The organism is Natrialba taiwanensis DSM 12281 (assembly GCF_000337595.1).
GTDB lineage: Archaea > Halobacteriota > Halobacteria > Halobacteriales > Natrialbaceae > Natrialba > Natrialba taiwanensis.
This window is the reverse complement of sequence record NZ_AOIL01000029.1, coordinates 1-26106: the sequence shown is the minus strand read 5'-3', so window position 1 is coordinate 26106 and position 26106 is coordinate 1. Positions and strand designations below refer to the sequence as shown.

At 64.9% G+C, this 26106-nt stretch carries 23 protein-coding genes; 13 read left to right on the top strand and 10 right to left on the bottom strand.

Translation table 11 applies throughout. From position 1 onward, the window contains the following. Positions 1-192: 192 nt before the first annotated feature. Complete coding sequence (locus C484_RS08490; protein WP_049915169.1) at positions 193-918, top strand: TlpA family protein disulfide reductase; 726 nt, start codon at positions 193-195, stop codon at positions 916-918. Between the two features lie 230 nt (positions 919-1148). On the opposite strand, the gene C484_RS08485 is transcribed toward C484_RS08490, so the two are convergent. Both C484_RS08485 and C484_RS08480 read right to left on the bottom strand, forming a co-directional pair. Beyond that, positions 1149-3554, bottom strand: coding sequence for a DNA topoisomerase I (locus tag C484_RS08485; protein WP_006825523.1), 2406 nt, complete (start codon positions 3552-3554; stop codon positions 1149-1151). 236 nt (positions 3555-3790) lie between these two features. Continuing rightward, a complete protein-coding gene (locus C484_RS08480) occupies positions 3791-7723 on the bottom strand; it encodes a glycoside hydrolase family 97 catalytic domain-containing protein (protein WP_006825522.1) in 3933 nt (1310 codons plus the stop codon). A gap of 177 nt (positions 7724-7900) precedes the next feature. Between C484_RS08480 and C484_RS08475 the strand changes: the two genes are divergently transcribed. Further along, positions 7901-9328, top strand: a complete 1428-nt coding sequence (locus tag C484_RS08475; RefSeq protein ID WP_006825521.1) for an MATE family efflux transporter — start codon at positions 7901-7903, stop codon at positions 9326-9328. Between the two features lie 27 nt (positions 9329-9355). Here the strand turns inward: C484_RS08475 and C484_RS08470 are convergent, their stop codons facing one another. Then, entirely contained in the window at positions 9356-11032 is a 1677-nt protein-coding gene (locus tag C484_RS08470) for a flippase (protein WP_239640946.1), read from the bottom strand. Positions 11033-11146: 114 nt separating this feature from the next. Continuing rightward, a complete protein-coding gene (locus C484_RS08465) occupies positions 11147-11560 on the bottom strand; it encodes an FxLYD domain-containing protein (protein ID WP_006825519.1) in 414 nt (137 codons plus the stop codon). A gap of 159 nt (positions 11561-11719) precedes the next feature. Between C484_RS08465 and C484_RS08460 the strand changes: the two genes are divergently transcribed. The 6 genes from C484_RS08460 (at position 11720) to C484_RS08435 (ending at position 14431) form a co-directional block, all read left to right on the top strand. Further along, positions 11720-12457 (top strand): DUF2103 domain-containing protein, encoded by a 738-nt coding sequence (locus C484_RS08460; protein WP_006825518.1) that lies wholly within the window; start codon positions 11720-11722, stop codon positions 12455-12457. Positions 12458-12568: 111 nt separating this feature from the next. After that, positions 12569-12787 (top strand): hypothetical protein, encoded by a 219-nt coding sequence (locus C484_RS08455; RefSeq protein ID WP_006825517.1) that lies wholly within the window; start codon positions 12569-12571, stop codon positions 12785-12787. A gap of 118 nt (positions 12788-12905) precedes the next feature. After that, positions 12906-13169: a hypothetical protein gene (locus C484_RS08450; RefSeq protein WP_006664402.1), complete on the top strand. Its 264-nt coding sequence runs from the start codon at positions 12906-12908 to the stop codon at positions 13167-13169. A gap of 22 nt (positions 13170-13191) precedes the next feature. Then, positions 13192-13326 carry a DNA-directed RNA polymerase subunit P gene (locus tag C484_RS08445; RefSeq protein WP_004215399.1) on the top strand — a complete coding sequence of 45 codons (135 nt, stop codon included), beginning with the start codon at positions 13192-13194 and terminating at the stop codon, positions 13324-13326. 184 nt (positions 13327-13510) lie between these two features. Beyond that, the gene (locus C484_RS08440; protein WP_006825516.1) at positions 13511-13777 is read left to right on the top strand and encodes a KEOPS complex subunit Pcc1; all 267 of its coding nucleotides are present in this window, start codon (positions 13511-13513) and stop codon (positions 13775-13777) included. A 159-nt stretch (positions 13778-13936) separates the two neighbouring features. Continuing rightward, positions 13937-14431, top strand: coding sequence for a DUF2243 domain-containing protein (locus C484_RS08435; protein ID WP_006825515.1), 495 nt, complete (start codon positions 13937-13939; stop codon positions 14429-14431). 36 nt (positions 14432-14467) lie between these two features. Here the strand turns inward: C484_RS08435 and C484_RS08430 are convergent, their stop codons facing one another. After that, on the bottom strand, positions 14468-15577 hold the full coding sequence (locus C484_RS08430) for an iron transporter (RefSeq protein ID WP_006825514.1): 1110 nt from the start codon (positions 15575-15577) through the stop codon (positions 14468-14470). 119 nt (positions 15578-15696) lie between these two features. On the opposite strand from C484_RS08430, the gene C484_RS08425 reads away from it, so the two are divergent. Further along, a complete protein-coding gene (locus C484_RS08425) occupies positions 15697-16095 on the top strand; it encodes a prefoldin subunit beta (protein ID WP_006664406.1) in 399 nt (132 codons plus the stop codon). Positions 16096-16101: 6 nt separating this feature from the next. Then, on the top strand, positions 16102-16380 hold the full coding sequence (locus C484_RS08420; protein ID WP_006825513.1) for a DUF3194 domain-containing protein: 279 nt from the start codon (positions 16102-16104) through the stop codon (positions 16378-16380). 103 nt (positions 16381-16483) lie between these two features. On the opposite strand, the gene C484_RS08415 is transcribed toward C484_RS08420, so the two are convergent. Further along, positions 16484-18901 carry an LUD domain-containing protein gene (locus tag C484_RS08415; RefSeq protein ID WP_006825512.1) on the bottom strand — a complete coding sequence of 806 codons (2418 nt, stop codon included), beginning with the start codon at positions 18899-18901 and terminating at the stop codon, positions 16484-16486. A gap of 3 nt (positions 18902-18904) precedes the next feature. Further along, the gene (locus tag C484_RS08410; RefSeq protein WP_006825511.1) at positions 18905-19411 is read right to left on the bottom strand and encodes an LUD domain-containing protein; all 507 of its coding nucleotides are present in this window, start codon (positions 19409-19411) and stop codon (positions 18905-18907) included. A gap of 398 nt (positions 19412-19809) precedes the next feature. On the opposite strand from C484_RS08410, the gene hflX reads away from it, so the two are divergent. Next, complete coding sequence (gene hflX / locus C484_RS08405) at positions 19810-21144, top strand: GTPase HflX (RefSeq protein ID WP_006825510.1); 1335 nt, start codon at positions 19810-19812, stop codon at positions 21142-21144. 16 nt (positions 21145-21160) lie between these two features. Here the strand turns inward: hflX and C484_RS08400 are convergent, their stop codons facing one another. Beyond that, positions 21161-21715 (bottom strand): GMP synthase subunit A, encoded by a 555-nt coding sequence (locus C484_RS08400; protein ID WP_006825509.1) that lies wholly within the window; start codon positions 21713-21715, stop codon positions 21161-21163. A gap of 171 nt (positions 21716-21886) precedes the next feature. On the opposite strand from C484_RS08400, the gene C484_RS23630 reads away from it, so the two are divergent. After that, positions 21887-22027 (top strand): hypothetical protein, encoded by a 141-nt coding sequence (locus tag C484_RS23630; protein ID WP_162832063.1) that lies wholly within the window; start codon positions 21887-21889, stop codon positions 22025-22027. Between the two features lie 85 nt (positions 22028-22112). Here C484_RS23630 and C484_RS08395 read toward each other — a convergent pair whose 3' ends face one another. Further along, positions 22113-23021: a glycerophosphodiester phosphodiesterase gene (locus tag C484_RS08395; RefSeq protein WP_006825508.1), complete on the bottom strand. Its 909-nt coding sequence runs from the start codon at positions 23019-23021 to the stop codon at positions 22113-22115. Positions 23022-23218: 197 nt separating this feature from the next. Further along, a complete protein-coding gene (gene pan1 / locus C484_RS08390; protein WP_006664413.1) occupies positions 23219-24436 on the bottom strand; it encodes a proteasome-activating nucleotidase Pan1 in 1218 nt (405 codons plus the stop codon). A gap of 241 nt (positions 24437-24677) precedes the next feature. On the opposite strand from pan1, the gene C484_RS08385 reads away from it, so the two are divergent. Next, positions 24678-24950 carry a MarR family transcriptional regulator gene (locus C484_RS08385; RefSeq protein WP_006664414.1) on the top strand — a complete coding sequence of 91 codons (273 nt, stop codon included), beginning with the start codon at positions 24678-24680 and terminating at the stop codon, positions 24948-24950. Positions 24951-26106: the final 1156 nt, after the last annotated feature.

The window sequence follows — 26106 nt, the reverse complement described above, 5'->3', positions numbered from 1 at the left end:
CACCTTCGAGAGACGAACCAGTGGACCCATTGGTCTTGATCACGTACACTCGCGCATGAAACCCCGGCGATCGCTTTCCCCGTGGCGACTTCTGAGTTCGAGTCAGCGCCTCGGTGGGTGGCCCGACTTCGATCGCTCTCGTCCTCGATGTCCCGCGGCTAGCACGTGCCATCCGTCGGCGGTGACGGCCCCATGAAACGGCGAACGCTTCTCGCCGGCGTCGGCAGCGTCGGCGTCCTCGCCGGTGCCGGCGGGATCCTCTCCGGAGCCATCCCCATCGATTCCTTCACCGAGCCCCGTTCCGCGAACACGCCGAGCGGAAACGGGGACGGAACCGACGGCGACGACGGCCCCATCGAACTCGAAACGATCGAGGCGACCGGCAGCGAGGCCGGAACGCTCGAGGTCCCGAACGACGGCGTCACCGTCGCCATGTTCTTCGCGCCGAGCTGCGGGAACTGTCAGGCGCTCATGCCGCAACTCAGAGCCGCTCGCGACGAACTCAAGGAGGAGTACGGAGACGATCTGACCGTCGTCTCGCTTACCGCCGAGCGGGACCACGACGAACTCCGCGAATGGTGGGACGAGCACGACGGCAACTGGTACCTCGGATTTCAGTCCGGGCGGTCGTTGGCCGGGTCCTACCAGGTCGTCGGCTATCCGGTCGTGATCATAATCGACGAGAACGGGGAGAAACACCGCCACATGACCGGGAACCCCGACGCCCGAAAGTTGAAATACGCAATCGAACCCGAACTCGAGGCGTATCGCGAACGGGCGGCAGAAACCGAGGATGAGGAAGACGGAGCAGATAGCGATGAGAACGAGAGCGAATCCGAGTCGACGGCAGCTGATACAGCAAACGAGAGTGAACGCGAGAGCGGCGAAACCGAGACGAGTTCGGACTCGAGCGCGTAAGGACAGTGGACGCCTGATAGCGAGACAATTACCGACCGTCCTGACACGCTGTTCGTTGTCCCGTATTGCTATCGGTAACTAACACTCCGACTGGTGAGACGGTGGGGTGCGAGCCGCTGCACCACCGAGAGGCGACACGGCAGGCTGGTAGAGCCGGAATGCGACATGTTCGAGTACCAGCAGAGCCGGGATCCGGCGTCAGGCGCTCGCCTTCCAGTTCCGAACATTGCTCAGATCGGAAGAGCGTCGNCCGCTCTTCCGATCTGAGCAATTAACTTTTCGACCGTCTTCGCACCGATACCGTCGATCGACTCGAGATCCGACCCGCTCTCACTCTCGCGGGCCTGGAACTCCTGGTAGTTACAGATCGGACAGCCCAGTTCCCACGGCTCGTCGCCGCTGTGGATGACGAGTTCAGGTAACTCGTGGTCGTCGCAGAACTCGTCGGTGACCTCGATTTCGCCGCGGCGGGGTAGCGGCAGCGAGTACTCGCAGTCGGGGTAGCGCGTACAGCCGACGAGTCGGGAGCCGCTCTGGAGCGTTTTGATCGCAAGCTCTCCGTCGTGTTCGTCGCCGCACTCGGGACAGTCGCCGAGCACCGGTCCCTCGCCGGCGTCTTCGGCCTTGCAAAGCGGGCAACCGTGGACGAACGTCTGCCGGCCGGCGAGCATCTTCACCTCGTGCAGGCCGTGGTCCTCGCACTCGTCGTCGAGGATCAGCGGCTTGCCGGTCGAGGGCAGCGGCAGGGTGAACTCGCAGTCGGGGTAGCCGTCGCAGCCGACGAAGTACGAGCCGTGGCGGCTGCGGCGCACGAGGAGGTCCTCGCCGCAGTCGGGACAGGGGCCGAGTCGCTTGTCGTCCTTGAGTGACTTGCGGAGGTGGTCGCCGATCTCGTCCCGCGAGTCGGCGAGGTTGGCGAAGATTTCCTCGAGCATCTCTCGGGACTCATCGGTTACGTCTTCGAGCCCGGCCTCGCCGGAAGCGATGGCGTCCATGTCGGCTTCGAGTTGGGCCGTCATGTCCTCGCTCACGACGCGGTCGGCGTAGTTCTCGGTGGCCTCGACGACGGCCATCGCAAGCTTGGTCGGGCGCGGCGGGTCGCTCTCGATGTAGCCGCGATCGTAGAGCTTCTGGATGGTTTCGTGGCGCGTCGACTTCGTCCCGATGCCCATGTCCTCCATGGTCTCGATGAGCCGGGACTGGCCGTACCGGCGGGGCGGCTGGGTCTGTTTGTCCTCGAGTTCGACATCGGTGATCGAGATGTCTTCACCTTCCTCGACGTCGGGGACGTAGTTCTCGGTGGTGCTGAAGTACGGGTAGACGTCGTGGTAGCCGGGTTCGACGAGACGTTTGCCGTTGGCCTTGAGGCGGTGATCGGCGGCCTCGGCGACGACTTTGAGGTGTTCCCAGACGGCGTCCGCGGCGACCGTCGCGTAGAACCGGCGGACGACGAGTTCGAAAACGTCCCACTCGTCGTCGCTTACGTCTCCGCGGGCAGGAATCTCGCCGGTCGGATGAATCGGCGGGTGGTCGGTCGTCTCCTCGTCGCCCTCGGTGGGGACGATATCGTCGGTCTCGAGCAGCGACTCGGCGGACTCGCCGAGGGAGGGGTGGCCGACGAACTCGTCGAGCAGTTCCTCGGGGTCCAGATCGTCGGGGTAGACGGTGTTATCTGTCCGCGGGTACGTGATGTAGCCGGCCGTGTAGAGGTCCTCCGCGATCGACATGGCGCGCTTTGCGGAGTAGCCGAGCGAGCCGGCGGCGCGGATGAACTGGGTCGTGTTGAACGGTGCCGGCGGCGAGTCGGTGCGCGTGCGGCGGTTGACGTCGACCACGGTCGCCGTCTCGCGCTGGGAGAGCGTCTCGAAGACCTCCTCGGCGGCGGCTTCCTCCCAGACGCGTTCGGCCTCGTTGTCGTCCTCGTCGTAGTAGAAGTACTGGGCTTCGAAGGCTTCCTCACCCTTGGCCACGTCGGCGACGAGTTCCCAGTAGTCCTCGGGGTCGAACGCCTGGATCTCGCGCTCGCGGTCGACGATCAGTCTGAGCGTCGGCGACTGGACGCGGCCGACGGAGATGAAGTCGTTGCCGAGCTGGCCCGCCGACAGCGAGAGAAAGCGCGTGAGCGCGGCCCCCCAGACGAGGTCGATGATCTGGCGCGCCTCGCCCGCCGCGGCCAGGTCGAAGTCGAGTTCATCTGGCTCGTCGAAGGCGTTTTTGACCTCGGTTTCCGTGATCGAGGAGAACCGGACGCGGCGGATAGGAACCCCGTCGTCGACCTCGCGGACGATGTCGTAGGCCTCCTTACCGATGAGTTCGCCCTCGCGGTCGTAGTCGGTCGCGATGGTGACCTGGGTCGCCTTTCGGGAGAGGATACGGAGGGTGGCGACGATGTTTTCCTTCGTCGCGGTCTTTTCGACGCTCGCGTCGATGAGTTCGACGGGTTCGACGTCGCGCCAGTCGGAGTACTCCGAGGGGAAGTCAACACCGACGACGTGACCCGAGAGGCCGACACAGCGCGTGCCGCCCCACTCGTAGACGTTGACGCCGTTCTCGCGGGTCGTGTCGTACGTGCCGCCGCTCAGAATATCCGATATTCGCCGCGCAGCGTTGTTCTTCTCGGTGATAATCAGTTCCACTATCGATCACCTTCCCGACGGCAGCGGTCGGGGGTGCATCGTCGAGTGTCGTTCATGCTCGCTCGCTACGATTGAGAATTTGATAACGCTTTCGCCGATAATCGCCAGACTGCGCGGGTATGCGTGCGATGCGCGGGCGCTGCGCTCGCGTGCGCGAGGTCCGTGAGTTGTAAGCGGACGACGATTGGCTTCAGGAACGCGCAGCCGAAATCGCGCCCGAGTCCGAGTACTCGCGTTCAGTCCGACAACGGTATGAACGGGAGCGTCGCGCGCTCGCTCTCGTCGTAGGCGAGCGCCTCGGACTGCTCGATTCCGTCGGGCGTCAGCAGGTCGAGAATCCGCGGCGCGTTCTCGACCGCATCCGCCCGTGCACCACCGAAGGTGAACTCGTCGGCCTCGACCGCGATCGGGCGGAACGCGCCGTAGTCCTCCGAGCCGACGACCGGAAGCAGTTCAGCGCTCGCGAGGTCGAGGTCCAGAGCGGCCTTCTCGACGGACACCACCACCGTGTCGGCGTCGTGATCGGCGACCGTTGCCGGCGACCCGAGTGCGGTTCCCGCGGCGTCGACCAGGCTCGTCTCGAACCCGCTCGCAGCGATGCGGTAGTGCCACGGGGCGGCGAAGTCGGCGGTCACCCGGAGGTCGCCGAGTTCAGGTGTCCGACCGTCGGCCCGCGACGGGTCGCGGAGGTAGATCGCGAAATAGTGCGGCGAGAATTCGCCGCCGAAGGTCGCGTAGAGGTCGCCCACTTCGAGGGCGAACAGGTACTCGCTGTCCGATTCGTAGACGCCGACCGACCGCAGGTCGAACGCTCCCTCCCGGAACGCGTCGTCCGTCGGGTACGCGTACTCGCCGGGGCCGTGATCGTCGCCGCGCGGATCGCTGAACTCGGCGACGAGTTCGCCTGGCGCGACGGTGACCGATTCGGACGCGAGGACGCGGCCGTCGGTCGGGTCCCGCAGGACGACTTCGTGGGTTCCGATCGACGAGATCGCATAGTCGAATTCGAACACGTCGTTCGACGCGCCGGGCGCGAGGCGGACGTTGGCGACGGTTTCGCGGTCGCCGTCGATCTCGATCGCGACCGTCTCGCCGCCGATGAACTCGCCGTCGTTCGAGCCGGTCGCCGAGATGAAGGCCGAACCGGGTGCGGTCTCCGCGTCGATGTCGTAGCTGACGGTCTGGGTCGGGCGTTCGTACGCCGGCAGGTCGCGTCGGTCCTCGCCGCGTGCCGGTCGGAGCCGGATCGCCGTGCCGCCGCTGCTGGCCATCGAGGCGAGGATCGTCGTGCCGGGGTCGACGATGACCTCGTCGATCCTGACGGTTTCGGGGTCGGATCGGTAGCCGCCGCCGAGTCCGTCGCTGTAGATTTCGGCGACGTATTTGGGCCCGCGGGGGATGCCGGCGTCGTCGTTGCCAGTGGCGCTGTCGGTACCGGTCTCGGTACCGTTGCCATTGCCGCTGCCAGTTCCGTGGCCGTTCCCGGTGCCGCCCCGCTCGTCGCTGCGACCGCGACCCGCCGACCCGGCGTTTCCGGGCGCGAGAAAGTCAAGCGGCACGTCTATCGCCCGACCGCCGTCGTCGGTCATCGCACCGACGTACCACTCCGTGCCCGTCCGACGGGCGGTGACTGTGTACTCCCCGATCGCCGCGTCGAGAACTCGCGTCTCGTCCCAGCCGGCGGCCGGCACGTTCTCAATGAACGCGAACTCGGGTTTCGCGTCCATGTTCTCGTTTGCGGGCGTGTAGTCCTCGTACGCCGCCGGCACGGGAGACGGCTCACCGGCCTCGCCGACCGCGATCGTATTGAGGTTGAAACCGCCGACATCGCCCTCGAACGCCTCGCCCGAGTCGTCGTAGTGGAGTTCGATCGCGATCGTATTGTCGCCCTCGTCGAGTTCAACTTCCGTGGTGAATACGTCCCACCGATCCCAGTACTCGGTGAACTCGGGGGAGATGGTCCGCGTCGAATCGTTGACGCGCAGGGTTGCCTGCGGGCCGCCGGCGTCGATCACGCGCTGGGCGTTGTCCTCGGCGGCGCTCGCGTAGCGCAGGTGGAGGTCGTAGGTGCCCGCGTCGGCGTCGCGGACGGTGAACGAGACGGACGATCCCGAGGGGACGCGGTTGGGGTCGACGGCGACGTAGTTCGTCCCGAACGCGTTTCGCCACTCGTCGAGGGTGACGAAGCCGTCGATCTCGCCCGAGGCGGCCTGGACGAGTTCACCGACGGCGAACTCGTCGTTGACGTAGGCCTCGATGCGGTCGGCGGCCATCTGGAGGCCGCCGAGGTAGGTCGGGTACATGGCGAGTTGCTTGGCTCGCGTCGTCTGGATTCGGCCGCCGCGGTCGTCGGTGAACGTGAGGTCGAAGATGCCGGGCTGGTAGCTGACCGGGCCGGCGAGGTTGCGCGTGAACGGCAGCGTGACGTGATGGTCCGCGCCCACGTCCGCACTGAGTTGGTCGAAGCCGTCGTACTCCTGGGCTTTCACCACTTCTCGACTCGCCACGTTGGGGTAGGTACGGATTTCGCCCGTCGGCTTGATGCCTTCGTGGATTTCGAGCAGCTGGCGGTTCGCGGCGGCGGCTTCGATGACGAGGCGGTGGTGGTTGACCGCGAGCTGGTTGTGGTGGTTGTGCGTCGGCTCGGAGCCGTCGCCGTCGATTCCGAGTCCCGGGTCGGAGACGTAGCCGTTCTTGATCGAGTGGATGCCGAGGTCCTCGTACTGCGCGAAGATGTCGTCGTCGAGGATCTGCGCTTCGTAGTTCGGCAGCGCGCCCGCCGTTTCGTTGTGGATGGTCATCTCCACGTCGCCGTCGAGTTCGTGACCGAAGTCGGTGACTGCCTCGACGTCGAAGTCGGGATAGGAATCGTCGACGGAGAAATCGAGACCGGTGCCGTCGCCGGGGTAGGTGTCCCAGCCCTCGTTCCAGCCCTCCACGAGGACGCTGTCGATGCCGTTCCGGTCTGCAAAGCGCATGTACCGTTTCATCCGCTCGGTGCGAGCGCCGTGGATGTACCCCGCCGCCGCTTCGGGCGTCTCGAAGGACTCGTCGGCCCGGTACTCCCAGTTCGCCGAGCCGGCGATCATCGTCCACCAGATGCCGACGTACGTTCTGGGCGTGATCCAGCTCGTGTCGGGGTCGCCGTCGACGGTTGGCAGGACTGATTCCGCAAGCGGCGGGCTCAACAACGGAATCAGCTGCGACTCGATCAGATCGCCCGGTCGCCGACCGATCTGAATCGTCCGCCACGGCGTCGCGTTCGGCAGTTCGAGCGAGGCCTTCGTCCCGTCCGGCAGTGGCGTCAGTTCCGTGCTGAACCCCGTCCCGCCCGTCTCCGACCGTGGTGCAACCGTCGCGGACGCGTAGTCGACCAGATTCGACTCGTGAATACTCAGGTAGATGTCGCCGTCGGCTCGCACCGTCAACGGCGTGTGCGCCCCGTTTCGAATCGGCGTATCCGTCGGCCGCGTCCGCCTCGACCCGCCGGGAATCTCGCTGAGCGGCGTCTCCACGTACTCCTGTTCGAACCGCGGATTGGTGACCTCGTTGTCGATCCACCAGGCCGTGTAATCGTCCGCGAAGGCGAACGCCGTGTTCTCCGACGCGATCACCGCCCGCTCGCTGTTGCTCGCGAAGCTCTCGTCGAAGCCCACGCGAAAGCCCAGCCCGTCGTCGAACACGCGGATCTCGAGGGTGGCCGTCCGACCCGGCCCGTCCGTCTCCGCAAGTCCGAGCCGGAGCGCGTTGTAGTCGGCCTCGACGCTGTCGAACTCGCCCCAGACCGGTTCCCAGCGTTCCGTCGTCGATTCGTGCTCGCTGCCCGTGACCTCGAGTTCAGATTCGGGGCCGGCCCCGTCACTGCCGGCACCGAACGTCGGCTGATTTCTGAACTCGAACCCGATCGCCGACGGTTCGAGGTAGGTCGTCCCGTCGACGGCGACGGCGTATCGCGGCGTCCCGTCGGAAACGTCGACCGTTACGCAAATCGTCCCGTCGGGGGAGGTGACGCGCTGTACGGCCTCGTCGTCGTCGTTCGAAACGGGGTCCGTCAGCCACGCGAGGCCCGGTCGCGTGTACGCCGCCGCGGCCAGCGCGGTCGTCATCCCGCCGAGTACCGTCCGCCGCGTCGAATCTAACAACGATTGTTGTGATTCTTTTTCACACATTGGCAGACACGACTGCATCACCGACCGTCATAAAAGTTGGTAATTGGTAGAATACGACGTAGTAGAGGATTGTCACCTTCGATGTGCCGGCTGGCGGACACCGAGCGGGGACCGCCAGGAACCGCCGGGAACGGGAGTTCTTTCACGTCGCCGGGAGAGACATGGACGAGAGCAGTCGTGTCAGAAACAGGTTCGGAACCGGAGCGAAAGCGCGTCGATATGACGACGGGAGCGATCCCGCCGAAACTGCTGGCGCTGTCCTGGCCGCTCGTCCTCGGTAATCTCCTGCAGACGGTCTACAACCTCGCGGATATGTTCTGGGTCGGTCGAGTTGGCGACGGCGAAATCGCTGTCGCTGCGGTCTCGCTCATGTTTCCGCTGTCGTGGATGTTCGTCTCGACGGCGATGGGCATCACCGCAGCGACGATCGCACTCGTCTCGCAGTACGTCGGTTCCGGAGACGACAGAACGGCGGACCGTGTGGTGGCGCAGACCGTGCTCCTGACGCTTACAGTTTCGACCGTTCTCGCCGTCGTCGGGCTCTTCTTCCGGCGGCCGCTATTGGGACTCATCGGCGCTCGCGAGCAGGTATTCGTCGAGGCGCTCGCCTACATCGAAATCATCTTCCTCGCGCTGCCGCTTACCTTCCTGTTTTTCGCCTTTCGGGCCTCGCTGCAGGGTGCCGGCGACACGAAGACGGCGATGTGGCTCGTGTTCGTCTCCGCCGGCATCAACGTCGTGATCGACCCGTTCCTCATCCTCGGCTGGGGACCGTTCCCCGCGATGGGAACGCGCGGGGCCGCCGTCGCCACGTTCATCTCACGCGGACTCGCGACGGCGGCGGGCATTGCCATCCTGCTCGACGGCCGGTTCGGCGTCCGACTCCGTCTCGGAGACCTCAGACCGAACCTCGGCGTCCAGTGGCAACTCGTCTCCGTCGGGACGCCCTCGACGGTCGACGGCTGGGCTCGCAGTTTCGCCTCGGTCGCAATGGCCGGACTCGTCGCCCGGTTCGGCGCGACGCCGACCGCAGCCTACGGCATCGGCGTTCGACTGATGTCCGTCACGTGGTCGGTCGCCGGCGCTGTCGGCAACGCGGCGGCAACCGGCGTCGGTCAGAATCTCGGCGCGAGAACGCCCGACCGGGCCGCCGCCGTCGCGCGAACCGCGACCGGCGGCACGATGGGCTGTCTCTTCGTCGTCGCCGCCACCCTCTTTCTCGTTCCGGCGCAGGCGATGGGCATCTTCGTCGACAACCCCGACGTGATCGCCGAGGGCGTGCGCTTCCTGCGAATTATGACGCCGTTCTGGGCGCTGTTCGCCGGCGTCATGGTCATCCAGGGCGCGTTTCGCGGCGCTGGAAACACGCTGGAGGCAATGGTCCTCTCGATCCTCTCCCGGTGGGTCTTTCGCCTCCCGGTCGCCCTCGTGCTCGCGTTCGCCTGGGCGGTGACGATTCCGGGACTCGACGTGACGATCGCCGGCCTCGACTGGGGAACCGAGGGCATCTGGTGGGCCTACTCCTTCGGCATGGTCCTCTCGTTCGTCGTCGCCGTCGCCTGGTTCCGCCTCGGCACCTGGAAACGCGGCATCGTCGGCAAGTGAGCCGACCGCGAGACGCAGCCACCACCGTCAACCCATCGGCAACCACCGCTCGAGCGCCGGACTGAACTCGCGGAGCATGCGAGCATCCTCCTCGGTGAACGCATCCGTAACGACCAGCGAACCCAGATAGACGCCGACCACGACGACCGGCAGCAACCCGACGATCAGCAGCGCCGACTCGAGCACGACCACGATCGGCACACCCGCAATCGTCGCCGGAATGCCGGCACCGACGACCCTGGCGAAATCCCGGGTGAACGGTTGAATCCCGTCGATAACGTACACCTCACCGAGCGTGAGCCCGCCCACCAAAACCAGCGCCGTCGCCGATCCGATCGCCGCCCCCTCGATCCCGACCACCGGCACGAGCGCCATCGACACGAGGAAATTCGCCCCGAAGAGCACGAGCGTATTGGCGAAGACGATCCGCGAGTACCCCATCCCCTGCAACAGCGAGCCGTTCGGCCCGCCGACCGTCACGTTGAACAGAAACGCCCCGCACAGCAGGACGACGACGAGATTCGCCTCGGCGTACTGGGGCGTGTACAGCACGGCGAGATACGAACTCGTGCCCAGCGAGAGGACGATCGCGATTGGCAGCGTCAGTCCGGCGATCCACCGGGCAGCTACCCGAAACCGCCGTTCGACGAGTTCAGTATCGTCTTGGGTCTCGGCGATGAGCGGTTTGAACACTGGCGAGAGAGAGTTGAAGATGATCATCAGGCCGGAGCCGAGCATGTAGCCGACCCGGTAGATGCCGACGTCGTTGGCGTCGAGGAAGTAGCCGACGACGAAGTAGTCGACCTGTCCCATCAGGACGAAGACGACGCTGGTCATCGCGAGCGGGAGCGAGTAGGTGACGAGCGGGCGAACCGAGACGAGTTCGATATCGCTCGTCAGGAGGCCCCGGGCGCGTGCTCTGGAGACGAAGGCGACTGCGCCGACGGTGATGGCAACGAACAGGCCGACGACGTAGCCGATGATCAGGGCGAGGAGGCCGAGACTGGCGAGCAGGAGGCCGGCCGTCACGCCGAAGCGGACGAGCGGTCGGACGATATCGCGCATGAGAACGCGGTACTGGAGTTGTTTGATGCTGTAGGCGGAGGTAAGTACCACTCTGTAGATCGCGAGCATCGGAATAGTCACCGACAGGTACAGGAGTGCGACCCGCATCGAGGGTTCCTGAAAGAGGTCGCCGATAGTCCGCGAGCCGGCCGCGAGCGCGAACGCGACGATCGACGAGGCCACGAGGACGACCGCGGTGACCTGAACGATGACGCCGGTCGCCTTGCCGTGCTCGCCCGTGTCGAGGTACTGCGGGACGAAGTAGTCGATCGCGAGCGGCAGCCCGAGGTTGGCAAAGACCTGGGTGAAGAGGATGACGGAGGTCGCGAGGACGAACAGCCCGTAGATCGAGGGGCTGACGAACCGGGTCATCAGCATGACGATCGCGAAGCCGAACGCACCCTTGACGACGTTCCCGACGAACGTGATGCCGCCCTGTTTTGCGAGGGTCGTGATCCCCTCGTCGTGGGTGGTTTCGGCGGTGGACAAGGGTTCAGATTTGGGATCAGGGTCAGTGTCAGATTCGGGGTTAGTGTCGGCAACAGACTCAGTACCGGGCCCGCCCCCGACATCTGACTGCGCCTCCGTTCCAGACCCGGGCGCGGAATCACCCTCAGCAGCACCATTACGCTCGGTCATATCACGATCACCTCGTCTTCGGTCCCGCCATGTCCGCGTTCTCGTCCGGTCCGCTCGCCGACGCTGTCCGCGCCGCCCGTTTCGCCTGCTCGTTAGCGGACCCACCCGATCATGCTACACGCCCGTCACCGGCTCGAGTTCGTATCCCGCGACCGCGGCTGCCTGCTCGCCGAACTGGGGGAACTCGACCTCGAACGACCACTCCTCGCCCGAGGACACGTCCTCGTCGACGTGTTCGATGACGCTTTCGAGTTCAGCTCCCGCGGCGTCAACGAACGTCGCCCGGATTTCGACGTAGTTGAGCGTGCGGTCGCCGACGTTTCTGACGACCGCCCAGACGAACACGCGTTCGTCCTCGGTATCGGGATCGACGCGAACGAGGTCATCCCAGACGATGTCTACGTCACCGGCCCCCGGTTCGGTGAGGTCCTCCCCATCGTCGTCGATGAACTCGAGACAGCCCGCAGCGCCCGCGGAGAGAACCGTGCCGGCGAGGGCCAGAACCGAGCGACGGTGCAGCCGGGACATCTGCCGTGTGTAGACGAGGCTGGACCTTCAGCGTTCGGGTCGGCTTCACGGCCGGCAATAGCCGGTCGGCACCCGCGGTGTGAGTGCCGACGCTGGCTCACCGCGACCGGTCGAAAGCGGGTCGGTTTTACACGTCCACGCCCAACCGTCCCTATCGTCATGGAGTGTCGTCACTGCGCCTCGCCGCTCGAGAAACCCGGCGACTTCTGTCTGGTCTGTCGCGAAGAGAACACCGAAGCGGTCGTTCTCGAGGCCGCACGCGACCGAGTGACGCTGACGATGCTCGCGGCGGAAGACGACCACGACCGGACAGAGCCAGTTCTCGGCGAGACGACGATCACGACGACACCCGAAGATGGCGAGAACGAGCCGATCGAACTCCGGAACTTCGCCGGGTTGGTCGGTGACGAGATCCGGCGCAAGCGCCCCGAGGAGGTCTATGCGGGCGGCGAGCGTACCGTCATCCGTGCAGTCCGCGAAGACGTCCACCACGAGTTCTACCGCGTCGATGCCGACGATCCGGTCGGGGAAGTTCGCAAGCGCCGCGGGACGCGAGCCCTCGACGTCGTGGAGACGCCGCCGATGGAGAAGATCGGCGGGAGTCACTCGACGCTGATCGGGGGGCGGACGGGGATGCGGGCGATTCAGACCGTGGCCGGACATCCCCACGTCAAGAAGGTGATTCCGGGACCGATCGATGCGGGCGGAAACGGCTCTCAGTCGGGGCTTCGGGCGAAAGTGACGCGTGCCGACGGCGGCGGCAACGTGCGGATGTTACTCCGGGACGGCTCGAGCGTACAGGAAAATCGCATCGTGACGACCGCTCGCGACCGGGAGATGGGCGAGCGAATCCGTGCGGATCTCAACGACGTGCTCGCCGAAGACGAGTTCAGGTAGGGAGTCGTTTGCAGTGGCTGCTGACAAATACTGTCACTAGTCGATGGAAGTGACACTCACTGCTGGTTGTCTGCCCTTTATCCGTGGAGCTGTAATTATATCTAATTAGCCATGCTCGAGCGCGCCGACGCGATCCTGGCTATGATTCCGTTGCTCGCAGTGAGCGGACTCGCACTGCGATCCCTGATCGCGGTGACGGGCGTGGGGACGGGGCTCCTTGCGGCACCGCTCACCCCGGTCGGTCCGCTCGTTGCGCTTGCGGTCGTCTTCCGGGAGTTACTCGTCGGACCGGTGGCCGACCAGGCCGCAGATAGCGAGCAAAACGACTGACGGGAAACGATTGACGGATATCGACTCGATCGCCGGCGACGCGCTCCGACACGAGAGTGCGTGCCGGGAACAGTAACTCAACAGGTTTAAGAATCCGCTCCGGATAGACAGCAGTACTATGGCCGATAAAGGAACCATCGGTAGCGCGGGCCGCTTTGGCGCACGCTACGGTCGCGTCGCCCGGCGTCGCATCAGCGAGATCGAAGACGACATGGAGAACGCACAGGTCGACGGTGACGACGTGACACGCGTCGGGACCGGTATCTGGAAGAACGAAGCGACCGGCGAAGTCTTCACCGGCGGTGCTTACCGTCCGGAGACGCCCGCCGGTCGCACGGTTCAGCGCTCGATCCGCGCTGCGCTCGCCGAGGACGACGACTAACGCCTCTCTATCCCCTCTTAGAATGAGTTACAAGTGCTCCCGCTGTAAACGTGACGTGCAACTCGACGAGTACGGCGGCGTCCGCTGTCCCTACTGCGGTCACCGCGTGCTCCTGAAAGAACGCAGTCGTGATGTCAAGGAAGTCGACGTCAACTAACGCCGGTGACCGCCTGTCGTCGGTATCGACGCTGATACGGGATCCCAAATCGAATATCCACTATCGAGGCGTCGAACTCGACGCCACCTAGTCCCAGGCCGCGGCCATGCCGGCGTCGACCGGCCGATGACTGCCCACAACAGCGTTCAGTTTTGATGTAACCACCTCTCGAAAATCGATTCCCGTGGCTTCACACGACACACTCCTCGAGTTCGACTACGAGTCTTCCGAGCGGGCGACAGTCGTCGCAGAGAGCGTCGCCCGCGAGATCGGCGAGATCGACGACGAGCGCTCCCGGACGACGATCGAGCGGGACGGATCGGTCGTCACGATTCGGATCGATGCCGAGGACGTGATCGCACTTCGGGCAGCGGTAAATACCTGGTTTGCGCTGGTCGATGTCGCCGAACGCACGGTGGAGATCGGTGTCGCTGCGCGCCACGACCGATAGTCGGCAGAATCACGTTAGTACTGGTACCGATTTCCGGTTCCGGTACTGGTGCCGGTTTCCGGTGAACTCGCTCCGACTCGATTCCATCGGTGCGACTGCGACTGTGGCCGCGGCAGTTGCTGGTTTTCGTTTTTTGCCTGCCGTCGTCGAAGTCGGTATATGTCGACAGCCGCCGGAACGCGTCGTCGATTGGGGCTCGCTGGCGGAACGATCGGGTTCGGGTTCGGCGCGGTCATCGACACCGTGGTCTTTCACCTGACGTTCCAGACGCATCACCTTCTCTCGGGATACTACGATCCGTACAGTCTCGACGGACTGCGGACGAACGTCATGTTCGACGGACTCTTTCTGGTGGCGACGCTCGGAATCACGCTCGTGGGGCTCGGGCTGCTCTGGCGGCTCGTCAACGGAACCGCCGAACGGTTTTCGACCCGGTACCTGCTCGGTGCAATTGTCGTCGGCGCGGGCGTGTTCAACGTCTACGACGGCATCGTCGACCACTACGTGCTCGACCTGCACAACGTCGTCCACGGAACGGAGGCGTGGAACCCCCCGTGGATCCTCGTGAGCGTCCTGTTGCTCGTTCTCGGTCTGGGCCTCCTCCGAACGGCTGACGGCCCCGTTCTGACCACTGGTAGGGGACAATCCGAGTGATGCCGCCGGTCCGGCGAAACCAGCTGACAGGCGTGGCTACCGCGCATCGAGCGGCAGCCGAACCGTGGCCGGCTCGAGAAACGCCGTCTCGTACCCTTCGTGACGCGCCATCTGCGGCGGGGTTTCGAGGCCGATCGAAAGGGTGTCGCCGCGCTCGAGGGTGTCCGGATCGACGGGCGTTCGATAGTGGTGTCCGTACCGCGGGTCGATCGTCCCTTCGAGCGGCCCGCCGGCGATCCGATCACCGTCTGTCGAGATCGTAGCCGTCAGCGACGCAAACGGAAGTGCGTACCGGTTGTACGCCGTCCGCGCCGTTACCGCGAGCGCCGGGATTTTCGTTTCCGCCGCGTTTCGGACATCGTCCTCGACGAGCGCGGCGACGTAGACGATATCGTCGCTCGTTTCGGATCCGATTCGAGTCACGCCCTCGCGATCGAACGCGAGTTCAGCACTATCGCGGTCGTGACCGCGAGCGTCTCCGGTGTGGTCGCCCATCGGTTCGAGCGCGTCGGATTCGCCTCGGCCCTCGTCCGCGTCGATCAGCCGGCGCTCGAGTGCATCGATTGCGGCGGCCTCGTACTCGAACTCGAGGTCGACGGTTGTCGTCCCAAATTCACCGGCGAAGGAACCGGTCGGCGCGACGCTTGGCGGGCCGACTTGGACCGTCGCCGTGTAGGTCCCATCGCCGTCGAGCGGGACGTTATCGCCGTAGTGGGGCCCCATTCGCTGCGAGAGCATCGGCCAGAGATCTCGCTGGTCGATTCGCTCGCCGTCGTCGCTCGCCCTCCCGCGCCGAATCCGTACCGTCACCGGTGCGGGGAGAATCACACCCGTCTCCGCATCCCGAACGACCACCATCAGATGGAGTGCGTGTCGCGATCGAACGTCGGCCCGGCTCCGCTCTGTGCCGGCGACGATCCAGAAGGAGTGCGGGCGCGACCCCAGCAGCGAAAGTTCGCACCCGGCTGCGGTCATCCTCGCGTAGGGCAGCATCTCGTCGACGTGAGGCGGAACGTAGACGCCGTCGGGCGGGTCGACCACGAGTTCGCGCCAGGCATCCTCGCGCCGGAGCGTCTCGAGGCAGCCGGCGGTAAGCGAGACCGAGAGGGCGGACCCGCCAGCGGCGAGTGCGTCGCGGCGTCGCATCGCTCGTGCACTCCGTGCACTCCACTGCCAAGCGGGTAGGGCTACGGGCTGCACCAGCAGCCCGGCGCTGTCCGAACGCAAAGCTTGGCTTTATCAGTGCGGAGGGCGACGGTCGAGACATGCAAGGGAATCTGCCGCCGGAGGCACAGGAGAAAATCGAACAGCTTCAGGACCTGCAAGAGACCGCCCAGCAGGTCGCCGTCCAGAAACAGGAGACCGAATCGGGTCTTACCGAGGCCCAGAACGCCCAGAACGAACTCGAGAACATCGACGAGGACACCACGATGTACCGGCAGGTCGGCGACCTCCTCGTCGAGACGGACTACGAGGCAGCCGAGGACGACCTCGACGAAAAGGTCGACTCGCTCGAACTCCGCCTCGAAACCCTCGAAAAGCAGGAAGATCGCGTCCAGGACCAGTTCGAGAGCCTGCAGGACGAACTCGAAGACCTGCTCGGCGGCGCGGGCGGCATGGGCGGCCCGGCCGGCCCTGGCGGCCCGGGTGCAGGCGGCGCGTAACTGTCGATGTCGACCAGCGATTCGACGGACGAGCGACCGACTGAGCCGACCGACGAGGAAGTCGTCCAGACGGCCGCCGAGGCCGCAGAAGGACTGATCTTCTCGCGGTACAAGCAGTCGAACGTACGCGATCTCGACGTGACGGTGTCGTTCGAGGACGGCGTTCTCGAAGTCGACATCTATCTCAACGCACCCGAGCGCGACGACGGGACCGACCCAAAGGAAGTCGCAGACGAGGCCGCACGCGTTGCACGCGAGGCGGTCGACGACCTGTTCGGGGAATAATTCTCCACCGTCCTGTCCGTTCGCCTGTTCTCCCGTTTTCACACCCGTTCGAGCCACCCGTCCGATCGGAAGAGACCGGCCACGAATCCTGCATCTGGCGGTTCTACACCGCCGAGTTCGGCGCGAGCACCTCGACCGGATGGGGTACATCCCGCTCGAGTAACGCCTCGAGCTGGTCGCCGCAGGATGTTCCCGAGGCGACGACCAGATCCGTCTCCCCGTGGTCGAACTCCCGGGCAAGCCGGTCGCCAACGTCCATACTGACCTCGTAGTACTCTCGCTTGTAGCCGAAGGAACCGGCCATCCCGCAGCACTCGACCGAGGAAGTCTGTGGCGCGTAGCCACAGCGCTCGAGCAGGGCCGTCGTCGGCGCTTCGAGATCGAGCGTGCGCTGCTGGCAGTGCGAGTGGTAGGCGATCGACCGGTTGCCATCTTCATCTTCAGCTCCATCACCATCGCCCGTCGAGAGCGCGTCCGAGTCCGCCCCGTTCTCGAGCAGGCCGAAGATGAACTCGCAGATCTCGTAGCTGTTGTCCCGCAGGCGTTCGAACGACCGTTCCGGCAGGAACCGTTCGTACTCGCGCTGGAACGCCGCCAGGTCGGACGGTTCGATGACGACGACGTCGCGGCCCGCGTCCAGGTCTTCGGCCAGCGCAGCGTAGACCCGGCTGGCCTGTCGATCCGCTGTCGAAATCATTCCCTGCGAGAGGGGTGCACGCCCGCTTTCGGGCAGGTCGGGGACGGAGACGGGAATGCCGAGCGCCTCGAGCGTTCGGACGGCGGCCTTCCCGCGGTCGGTGTCGACGTAGTTGGTGTAGATATCCGGGTAGAGGACGACCTCGCGGTCGAGTTCACTGGTCCGGTTCCGGTCCTCCGGGCCGGCGGCCGCTGCTCGCCGTCTCGACTCCCGTTCGCCGCCGCGGGCCGCGAACCAGTCGACGAGCGATTGCCGTTCGAACGTCGGCAGGTCCCGTCGCCGGTCAATCCCGAGCGTGCGCTCGAGCAGCGAGCGAACGAGTTCGATGTCGCCGAGCCAGTTCGAGAGGGGCGCGGTCGCGCTGCCGAGTTTCGTCACGGTGGCGATATTGCCGAAGAAGCGCTTGCCGAGGTCGAATCCGTCCGGTTCGTCGTCCGGCGTCAGGCCGTCGACGAGGAAGTCGTACGCCTCGGGGTCGTCGTCGCGGTTGACGCGGTCCCTGACGACGGTGTTGATCCACGGAATGTCGATCTTCACCGGGCAGGCGTCGACGCAGCGCGTGCAGCCGGTACAGAGATCGTTGAACTCGGCCGCGGCGTCCTGTCCGTGGACGCCGGCCTCCCAGCCGGTGGCGATGCCGCCGGAGTAGGTCTCGCCGCCGAAGCCGTGGCCGCCGACAGACTGGAAGTTCGCACACGAGTTCGAGCAGGCTCCGCATCGGATGCAGTAAAGCGTCTCCCGGAGCTGGTCATCCTGGCGCATGTCCGTGCGGCCGTTGTCGAGGAGGACGAGGTGGAACTCGCGGTCCCGATTGGTGGCAGCTGTGCTGTCATCGCCGCCGAGCGGCTTGTCCGGCGACTCGAAGTCGATCGTCGGCGAGTTCGTCGGCGGCGAGAGCATTGTCACGTACTGGGAGAGCGGCTGGCCCGTCGCGCTCTTTGCGATCAGGTCGACGAACGGTTCGAGGTCGCGAACCGAGGGGATCAGTTTCTCGACGCCGGCGATGGCGATGTGCGTATCGGGCGTGACGGCGCACTTGCGGGCGTTGCCCTCGTTCGTCACGAGCGCGATCGTTCCGCTGTCGGCGGCGACGAAGTTCGCGCCCGTAATGCCGACGTCGGCGTCCTGAATGTGCTCGCCGAGGTGGTCGCGGGCGAATTTCGTGAGCGCTTCCGGCGTGTCGAACTCGACGTCGGGATCGAAGTGCTCGACGAACAGATCGGCGATTTCCTTGCGGGTGAGGTGCATCGCGGGACCGACGATGTGCGAGGGTGTGTCGTCTGCGACCTGGAGGACCCACTCCCCGAGGTCGGTTTCAGTGACGTCGATACCGTCGGCTTCGAGGGCGTCGTTGAGGTCGATCTCCTCGGTCGTCATCGATTTGGATTTGACGACCGACGGCCGGTTCCCGTTGCCATCGCCGTCGCCGGCCTCGCCCTCCTTGCTGCCGGTGGCCGCTTCCGGGTCGTCGACACCCGCGCGGTCTTCGACCACGTCGGCCACGTACGCGTTCGCGTCGGCGGCGTCGTCCGCGACGTAGACCGTGCCGCCGTTCGCTTCGACCGCCTCGCGGACCGTCTCGATCAACTCGGGGAGACGATCGATGGCATCTTCTTTGATCGCCCGTGCCTCGGTTCGCAACGCGTCGAGGTTGTCCGTCTCGTCGTACACCTGCGCACGGCGATAATTCGAGACGCTGGTCTGGGTGTGGATCGCCTCGCCTTCGGTCTCGAGCAGGTGACGGAGGTGGGCAGCAGTTTCCGCTCGCGAGTTCGGCGCTGCACTCGTGTCGGACTGGTCCGGTGCGTGGCTGCGTTCGGCCATCGGTTATCGGTCCTCCAGTACGACGACGGTGACCTCGCCGGGACCGTGGACGCCGTGGACGAGTCCGCCCATGTCGGCGGTCGCGCTCTGGCCCGTCGCGAAGACGATGCTGTCGCCGCCGGCCGCGAACCGGTCAGCGAGACGATCGAATCCGGCCCCGATGTCCGGGACGATATCGGTCGCCGCGACGACGGCGACGTGGTGCTCCGGGTAGAGGCTGATCGGTTCGTCGCCGGCTGCTCGTGACTCGATCGCGACGGTACCGTACTCCGCGATCGCAAACGTGGCCGGCGTGATGCCGGTTCGGGCGTCCGCGAGTTCGGCAGCCGTCGGACTCGTCGTCACGGATTCGGGAACCGAAACGCCGTCGAACGGCAGTGGGACGCCGACGGCCGGCGTCTCGAGGATCGCGTCGAGCCGGTCGGTCGCATCGGTCGCCGACGTGAACTCGACGCTCACTGCGAGTTCGTCGAGGCTGCGTTCGAATCGGCCGACTGTATCGGTTGTCATTATCTACCATGTTCTGGTGGGAGACCAATAGCGTGGCGGTCGTCTCGGTCCCGTGCTGGGCGCGAGATCGTGTGTCCTGTTCACACACCGGCCAAAGTGCTATATCGCTCCTTACTGAAGTGAACTTGAGGACTATGGAGACCCTTTTCATCCGGTAAGCCGGGATCGCTCGCCGCCGTCGTGAGCGGCAGTTTCAGGCTGCGGTTTCAGGCCCAGAGTACTGCATCGAATCGGACATCGAACAGGTTCGAGTCCGCGAAGACGCGACACTGTGGAACCGCAACGCGGCGAAACCACACAGCGAGCACCCGGCCGTCACCACGTCGAGAGCCGCGGCTCCCGCGCGAACCGCGGCGAGCACCGATTCCGTCCCGACCCATGCCACCGAACACCCACTCATGGTACAATCGAACACGCCGACTCGACGCACAGTCATCGCGAAACGATCAGCAACCGCTCCCGTAGATACCGACGAAATCACCGAGTTAGCCCGCGCAACCGGACACGAAATCGTCGCCGAACGCACCCAGGTCGGTCCCGAGGACCCCGGCACCCACTTCGGGGCCGGCACGGTCACCGAACTCGCCAGGACCGTCGCAGACCGAAACGCCGAACGCGTCGTCGTCGACGGCGAACTGACGCCGAGCCAGCACCACGCGCTCGCATCATCGATGCCGGACGAAACGACCGTGATCGATCGCTACCGGCTCGTTCTCGAACGGTTCGAGGACGGTGCCGGCACGCGCCGTGCGCAACTGCAAGTTGAACTCGCGACGCTACGATACGAACTCCCGCGCGTCATTGAAGCCGCGGACGAAGGGTTACTCAACAGACAAACCGAAACGGGGTCGCCGGTCTACGACGTTCGCGACCGAATCGACCGCCTCGAACGCAAACTGTCCGCGTGCCAGGATCCAGCGGCCGAGTTTCGCAAACGCCGTCGCGAAGCGGGATTCGATCTCGTCACGATCGCGGGCTACACCAACGCCGGCAAGTCGACGCTGTTGCACCGGCTCGCGGACGACCTGTCGTACTCGCCACCCGCGCGCTCGCGATCGCCCGACCGATCACCGGAGACGCCAGCGACGGATCGCTCCGACGACGCCCCGACCGCCACCATCGCGGATCGCCTCTTCGAAACCCTCGAAACGACGACGCGGCGAGCGACCATCGGCGGCCGACCCGTCCTCGCGACCGACACCGTCGGCTTCGTCGACGATCTCCCGCACGAACTCGTCGAATCCTTCAGCGCGACGCTCTCGGAGGCGGCCGCCGCGGACGTCGTCGTGCTGGTCGTCGACGCGAGCGATCCCCCGGCCCGCTTTCGCGAGCGACTCACGCTTTCGCTCGACGTGCTCGACGCACAGGGCGTCGACGACGACCGCATCGTCACCGCCCTGAACAAAGTCGATCTGCTCGGCGTCCGCGAGCGGGCGCGTCGCTGCTCGGTAGCACGGTCGATCCTCCCGGCATCTGCCTCGGACCTGGTCCCGATAAGCGTTCGGACGGGGAGACACCTCGAACCGCTTCGGACGACGATCCTGGACCGGTTGCCGGCCGAACGGGCAGTGTTTCGGCTGCCGAACTGCGACGACGCAATGTCGCTCGTCTCGCAGGCGTACGATCGCACGTCGGTCGACACCGTCGACTACGACGGCGATACCGTGACGCTCGTCTGTCGCGGGCGGCCGTCGGTTATCGAACAGTTGCGAGCGACCGCAGAAGAACTCTGACTCGTCCGGATCGACCTTACGCTGCTTCGCAGATATCCCGGAAGTTCTCGAAAATCGCATCGCCCTCCTCGGTGTGGGCGACCTCCGGATGCCACTGGACGCCGTAGAGTTCCCGGTCGGTATCGCTCATCGCTTCGATGCCGCAGACGTCGCTCGTTGCCGTCCGTTCGAAGCCGTCGGGGAGTTCGACGACCTCGTCGGCGTGACTCGCCCAGACTCGCGTTTCGGGGTGCAGATTGCCGGTGAGCGGGTCGTCCGCGTCGACGAGTTCAACGGTAACGTCGGCGTAGCCGCCGTAGTCGCCGCCCTCGACGCGGCCGCCGAGTTCCTCGGCGATGAGTTGCATGCCGAGACAGATGCCGAGAACAGGGACGTCCGCTTCGAGATACTCGGCGGAAGCGCCGATGCGGTCCATGTCCGGTCCGCCCGAGAGGACGACGCCGTCCGCCTCGATCGCTTCCGGTGGGGTGTCATTGTCGATCAATTCCGTGTCAACGCCGAGGTCGCGAAGCGCCCGGCGCTCTAGGTGCGTAAACTGCCCGTGGTTGTCCACCACGACGATCTTCGTCATTACGGCCCTCTAGCCAGTCACCCGGTAAAAACGGTCCGGAAGCGCAACGCCACACGGTAGCATGACCCCGGCTCTCGTCGGCTTCTCAGATGGCCTGCGTCGCTGGCTACCGCTGCTATCCCACTGCCGCTGTCCGGTACGTTTATACGCTCGTCAGCGAACGGTATGGATATGGCAGTCGATCTCAACGAGTTCAAGCATCCGGCCTGGATCACCGCGCTCGGAACGGGCGCTGGCTACCTGTTGCTCCTCGCGGTGTTGACGATCGCCCTTTTCGTCGTGCCGTGGCTCGTCTTCTCGGCATTGCTGTAAGAGAAAGGGGAGAGAGCCAGACGTTGCGTCTTCCCACGCGTTCGAGCCTCGCTACGATACCGACGGTGAAACGACCGTCGGCGGATTACACCTGTTTGCTGGTTCCGAACTCGAGGACGCTCGGATAATCCGCGATAAGCCCGTCGACGCCCAGTTCGAGGGGCTGGCGCGCCTCCTGCCAGGTATCGATGGTGTAGACGTTCACAGCACGGCCCTCCTCGTGAGCCGTTTCGACGAGTTCAGTATCGAGGACGCCGAGCGACGGGTTGACCGCCTCGGCGTCGAGTTCGCGCGCGGTCTGAAGATTTTCGTCTTTGTTCGACCCGAAGAGCTTCGCGACCGACACGCTCGGATCGACGTTCCGGACCGCCTCGAGCGCGGCCGTCTCGAACGACGAGACGTAGAACTCGCCCGGATAGTCGGCTGCGATCGAGAGGGTGCGGTCGGCGACTTCCTGCCAGGAGTAATCGCCGTTGTCCTTGAACTCGATGTTCATCGTAACGTTCGGGCGGGCGGCGTCGAGAACTGCCGGAAGCGTCGGCACCGTCTCCCCGCTCTCGAGAACCTCGGCTCCGAGCACCGTTTCGGCGGGCGTCTCGGCGACGCGTCCCGTCTCGTCCGTCAGGTCGTCGAGGAACTCGTCGTGGAAGACGACGATTTCGCCGTCCGCGGACGGCTGAATGTCGATTTCGATGCGGTCCGCTCGGAGCCGCGATGCGCCGGCGACCGCCGCGACCGTGTTTTCCGGGAAGATATCGGCGTACCCGCGGTGTGCAGTCAGGTGTGGGCCGTGCGTTGGGCCGGAGCGAGAGCGCTCGGACGAAGCTACCCGGTCGTCGCCCTCCCGTGCCGCACCGGTGTCGCTCATACCGACGGTCCCGACTGCGAGTCCCGTAACTGCTCCGATCGTTCCGAGGATCGTCCGCCGACCGGCCGTGCCAGTCGTGTGCCGTTGCTGTGCCGTCTTGTCGGAATCGGGCTGTCTTCCAGCCATCACGACGGACCACCCGACTGACAACAAAGATCGTTTATATGAGTGCTACATATCACAAATTCTGCTCCGTGCTGGTATAGAGAGATTCTCGATCCCGTGCACGAAAAGCAGCCGCTGGCGAGTTCACGATCGTCGTCGACAGAAAATGACGGCAGACAGTTCCTCAAAACGGATGACGGCCCAACAGGAGAGACCGATCAGGCGAACGTCTTCGACACGTCTTCGGTCTCGTCGGATTCGGCCTGGACCTTGTCCCAGGCGTTCTCGAAGTCCGCCATCTGAATCTCGGTGCGGTCGTCGCGGATGGCGAACATCCCGGCCTCGGTACAGACCGCTTTGATGTCGGCACCCGAGGCCTCGTCGGCCGCTTCGGCGAGTGCGCTGAACTCGACATCGTCGGCGACGTTCATGCCGCGGGTGTGGATCTCGAAGATGATCTCGCGGCCCTCCTGGTTCGGCTTTGGAACTTCGATGAGGCGGTCGAAGCGGCCGGGGCGGAGGATCGCGCGATCGAGCATGTCGAAGCGGTTGGTGGCGGCGATGATACGGATTTCGCCGCGGTCTTCGAAGCCGTCCATTTCGCTCAAGAGTTGCATCATCGTCCGCTGGACCTCGGCGTCGCCGGAGGTCTTCGACTCCGTGCGCTTGGCGGCGATGGCGTCGATTTCGTCGATAAAGATGACGGCGGGTTCGTGCTCGCGGGCGACCTTGAACAGGTCCCGGACCAGTTTGGCTCCCTCGCCGATGAACTTGTGGACGAGTTCGGAGCCGGCCATCTTGATGAAGGTGGCGTTGGTCTGGTTGGCCACGGCCTTTGCAAGCATGGTCTTTCCGGTACCCGGCGGGCCGTACAGCAGAACGCCGCTCGGTGGGTCGATCCCGACGTCGTCGAACATGTCGGGCTTCTCGAGGGGCATCTCGACGGTTTCGCGGACTTCCTGCATCTGGTCTTCGAGGCCGCCGATGTCCTCGTAGCTGACTTCGGGACTCTCGGTGACTTCCATGACGCGGGCCCGAACGTCGGTTTCGTTGGAGAGCGTCTTGACGATAGAGAGGGAGTTGTTGACGGCGACGCGGGCGTCGGGATCGATCTCCTCGCGCATCTCGTCGGTCACTTCGGTCAGGGCTTCCTGGTTGTTCCCGTGCTGTTTGATGATGATGCCCTCGTCGGTGAGTTCTTGGACGGTGGCGACGAACAGTGGGGACTGCTTTAGCTTCTTATTCTCGTGCGTGAGCCGCTCGAGTTTCTGCTGGTACTTGTTGTTCTCGGCGTTCGCGTCGAGGAGCTTGTCGCGCATCTCCTCGTTTTGCGACTCGAGGATTTCCAGCTGGTCCTCGAGTGCCTGAATTTTCTCCTGTTGGGACGCCTCGTCCTCGTCATATGGGAGGTCGACGTCGTCCACAGTGTCAGTCATCACCCGTTCCTTAGGTGTTGGTTCATAAGAGGCTTCGGGTCATCTGTCCCCGCTGAAGCCGGTTGTGCCGACAGATTCAACCGGCTTCGATTCCGCCACTTCTCGCCGAGAGCCGCTCGATGGCTCGTTTTTCCCTCCCCGGTTTACAACGAGTTCACTGCTCCATTGCCTCCATATATAACTATGGGGCATTATACGAAACAGAAAATATTATCACCTCGTATTCGGTAATGGGTATACGATGAGTGCTTCAGAGACGTTTCGGCAGGAGACCGAACAGGAGCGAGGGAGTTGGGACGACGTGCGCGAACTTCCCCCGAGTGCCAAACTCGTCGCGAAGGTCCTCGAGTACAACGACACGATGACCCAACAGCAGATCGCCGACGAGACCCTGCTCCCCGCCCGAACGGTGCGCTACGCGCTGAATCGGCTCGACGAGGAGAACGTCGTCGACGCTCGCTTTTCCTTCTCGGACGCCCGCAAGCGCCTGTACAGTCTCGATATCGACGCCTGAACGGCCGCAACCGGAACTCGCCGGCGGTGGAGATGATTCGATCCGCGAGCCGCAGTTCCCGAATCGAGATTTCTCAGCGAAGACTACTTTCACTCCGGTCGCGGAACCTCTTTAGGGCCCACACACCAATGACGGGTAGATGACACGGGTGATACACACGGGCGACACCCACATCGGGTACCAGCAGTACAACTCGCCCGCCCGCCGACGGGACTTTCTCGAGGCGTTTCGAACCGTCGCCGAGGACGCGGTCGCGGCCGACGTCGACGCCGTGATCCACGCCGGCGATCTCTTTCACGACCGCCGGCCGGGACTGGTCGACCTCCAGGGCACCATCGACGTCCTCCGAACGCTCGACGACGCCGACATCCCCTTTCTCGCAATCGTTGGCAACCACGAGGGCAAACGCGACGCACAGTGGCTCGACCTCTTCGCCGACATCGGCCTCGCGACGCGACTCGGACCGACCCCCGAAGTCGTCAACGACATCGCCATCTACGGACAAGACTTCGTCCCCCGCTCCCGGCGAGACGAACTCGACTACGAGTTCAGTCCGCATCCCGACGAGGCGACCCACGCGGCGCTGGTGGGCCACGGCCTGTTCGAACCGTTCGCCCACGCGGACTGGGATACCGAACGCATGCTTGAGGAGGCGACCGTCGAGTTCGACGCCGTGCTCCTCGGGGACAACCACGCGCCCGAGACCGCGGACGTGCTCGATACCTGGGTCACGTACTGCGGGTCGACCGAACGTGCGAGCGCCAGCGAGCGCGAGGCGCGGGGATACAATCTGGTCGAGTTCGGTGGCGAGGCCGCCGACGAAGACGGCGTCGCCATCAGCCGTCGCGCGCTCACCGACACCCGCGAGTTCGTCTTCGTCGACGTTGAAATCGAGGCGGGCGAAGGCATCGACCGCGTGCAAGAACGCGTCCGCCAGCACGATGTCGAGGACGCCGTCGTCATCGTGACGGTCGAGGGCGAGGGTCGCCCGATCACCCCAGCCGCCGTCGAAGAACTCGCGCTCGACCGCGGGGCGCTCGTGGCCCGGATGAACGACCGGCGGGAGCTGCCGGACGAGACCGAGGAGGTGACGGTGAGTTTCGCCGATCCCGACGCCGCCGTATTGCTCAGATCGGAAGAGCGGTTCAGCAGGAAT